This window comes from Ureibacillus aquaedulcis (genome assembly GCF_030418165.1).
GTDB classification, from domain to species: domain Bacteria; phylum Bacillota; class Bacilli; order Bacillales_A; family Planococcaceae; genus Ureibacillus; species Ureibacillus aquaedulcis.
Genome location: NZ_JAUHTQ010000052.1, coordinates 1 through 225 on the forward strand (window position 1 = coordinate 1; position 225 = coordinate 225).

A 225-nucleotide genomic window follows, 5' to 3' on the forward strand; every position below is an offset into this window, starting at 1 on the left:
CGGCTCTAGACCAACGTATTCGCTTGTTTCAGAGATGTTGGAAAAGGCTTTGGAACGCCTACCAGAAGAGCATCAACTATTGATGCATTCAGATCAGGGATGGCACTATCAAATGAAGCGATATCGTCAAGCGCTAGAATCTAAAGGGATTGTACAAAGTATGTCTCGTAAAGGAAACTGTTACGACAATTCTGTCATGGAGAATTTCTTCGGGATTATGAAGTG

1 protein-coding gene is annotated in these 225 nt (G+C 42.2%); it reads left to right on the forward strand.

The window, feature by feature from the left end; translation table 11 throughout:
- A partial coding sequence (locus QYB95_RS19235) for a DDE-type integrase/transposase/recombinase (RefSeq protein WP_301139949.1) occupies positions 1 to 225 on the forward strand: 225 nt, incomplete at both ends.